The organism is Spongiactinospora gelatinilytica (genome assembly GCF_003236385.1).
Lineage (GTDB): Bacteria > Actinomycetota > Actinomycetes > Streptosporangiales > Streptosporangiaceae > Spongiactinospora > Spongiactinospora gelatinilytica.
The window spans coordinates 1-2,465 of sequence record NZ_POUA01000625.1; the positions used below are offsets into that span (position 1 = coordinate 1).

1 protein-coding gene and 1 pseudogene are annotated in these 2,465 nt (G+C 69.9%); one reads left to right on the forward strand and one right to left on the reverse strand.

Annotated elements, in window-relative coordinates; all coding sequences use genetic code 11:
- Positions 1-524: 524 nt before the first annotated feature.
- Positions 525-1,457: pseudogene (locus tag C1I98_RS37875) on the forward strand (DUF4192 domain-containing protein); the annotation flags it as partial.
- 145 nt (positions 1,458-1,602) lie between these two features.
- Here the strand turns inward: C1I98_RS37875 and C1I98_RS44765 are convergent.
- Positions 1,603-2,465: EI24 domain-containing protein (locus C1I98_RS44765; RefSeq protein WP_438672136.1), on the reverse strand; the 863-nt coding region annotated here is incomplete at its 5' end.

Consider the following 2,465-nt stretch of genomic DNA (forward strand, 5'->3'; position numbering starts at 1 on the left):
GAGCAGCACCTTCCCCGGTGGCCCGCAGAGATCCCTGCACCAGGCCCAGAGCCCGCGCAGAAGGCGACCGTCCTACCGGCCTACACCCCTCAAAACCGAGATCCCTCCGCGCCCGCCGCCACTGGGCCGCTCCCCCAAATGCAGAACGATCAAAACGATCTCCCGCGCCCTAACGCCTCTACCCGCCAGGTTCCACCCCGCACAGCGCGGCGGCCCCCATCTGGACCCTCGCAACCGCCTATGACGGGTCCCGCCGGCCCACTCCAGGTACCTCCCGCCACTCCCACGCCGGCGGTACCGGCGGGCGGCGAGGACGACGTACACGACACCGATACGGCCGAGAACCAGCGGGCCATCACAAGGGTCACCTTTTCCTGGCCACGCCACCCACTTATATGAGCCGTTGTCGTATTCACAGGCCGCCGACGACCCGGCACTCAGGTTGTCCACAGTTCGAGCCTTAGCGAAAATGGGCGACCGCTCGGGGCGGCAGGCTTTCACGCATGGCAACCACCCCGCCCCGAATGCTGCTTTCCAGCCCCGTGGACGTGCTCGCCGCCGTCCCCTACCTGATCGGTTTCCACCCGGCCGACAGCCTCGTCGTTCTGGGCCTCACCGGCTCCCGGCCGCACAGCGAGGCACGACTGACCCTTCGCTGGAATCTCCCCCTCGCGTCCGACGCGCTCGACCGTTTCGTCCCGATCCTGTTCAAGGAGGACATCACCCATGTCATCCTGCTCGGCTACGGCGCGGGGCCGCTCGTCACCCCCGCCGTCGATCAGGTCCGCTCCCTCGTCCAGGGGGCGGATATCGCGGTGGCCGAGGCGCTGCGCGCCCACGGCGGGCGCTACTGGTCCTATACCTGCGAGGCCACCACCTGCTGCCCGCCCGAGGGCACCCTTTATGACGTGGCCAGCAGTCAGATCCCCGCCCTGGCCACCCTGCACGGAATGGTCGCCCTCCCCGACCGCGCGGCGCTCGAAGGCTCGCTGGAGCCGACCGAGGGGGCCACACGGGACGGCATGCGAGAGGCGACCCGGAGCGCGATCAGCGACATGATCGGCAGGTTCCGCGCCTGCCGCGACGCCGACGCGTTCGCCCGTGACCTGGTCGCCGAGGGCATCGCCAGGGTCCACACCGCGGTCGAGACCTACGGTGCCGGCGGGCGGCTCGACGATGACGACGCGGCCCGGCTCTGCATGGCGCTGAGCATCGTGAGAGTGCGCGACGAGGCGTGGACCTCCATGGTGGCCGACGGCCTGCGGGCGCATCTGGCGCTCTGGCACGATCTCGTCCGCCGGGTCGAGCCGCGGTTCCTGCCGCCCGTCGCATCACTCCTGGGCATGGCCGCCTGGCACCACGGCGACTGCGCGCTCGCGGACATGGCCCTCAATCGTGCCCTGGCGGCCGATCCCGGCTATTCGATGGCCATGCTGCTCACCCAGGCGCTGAGCCACATGCTGCCACCCGACCGGCTCGGCGAGCGGATGCCCCGCCCCGCCGATCTCGACCAGGCCATGGGGCCGCCGCACATGGCCTGGCTTCTTCCCCTGCTGGACGTGATCGACGATCAGGCGGGCGACTACGCGGCCGAGGTGGCGTTCACGAGCGGCCCGGAGGCTGCGGCGGACGCGACGAATGCGGCGGATGCGGCGGCGTCTCGGGACCGCGATCCCCCTGATCCCGGGGCAGTGCCTGCGCCGCAGGCCCGAGATGGAGCCGCACCATGATCGTCGCGCCCGCCGCGGCGACCGGCATGGCCACGACCGCCCCGACCGGAATGAGGAAGACGAGGAACACGACGACTCCGAAGCCCAGTGCCCCCGCCTTGTTCGCACGCAACACGCGGAAGCGCTCCTTACGCGGCATGCCCCGGCGCTCCATGGCGAGCGTGGTCAGCTCCACCGTCAGGAAGAAGCCCGAGACGGCCGCCCCGAGCACCGGCACCACCGTCTGCCCGATGACCGGCACGAACCCGAGCGCGAACAACGGGACCGTGAAGAGCAACACGAACCAGAGGGTGACCAGGCTGTCGCGGATCGATCGGGGGATCGACCGCCACAATGGCACGTCGTTGCCCTCGGGCACCTCCCCGTAGGACTCCTCGACCTTCTCCGACAGCTTCTCGTAGAACGGCTCGCCGACGATCAGCGTCAGCGCGGTGAAGGTGAGCACGGCGAGGGCCAGACCCATCCCGAAGATCACGATCCCCAGGAGGAGGCGCATGGTGTCACGCAGGCCGGGGCTCCAGCCATCCGCGAACGGCGTGGCGAAGTCCGCCAGGTCCCCGGCACGTCCTCCAAGGAAGACCAGCGCCACAACATAGATGACCAACGTGACCAGCGCGGGCAGCAGCCCGAAGAGCCACCACCGCGGGTGCCGAGCGCACCAGCGCATGCCCTGAAAGAAGAACCCGATGCCACCGAAGAACGCCCGCAATGCAGCCATGCCCGGCAGGCTAACGC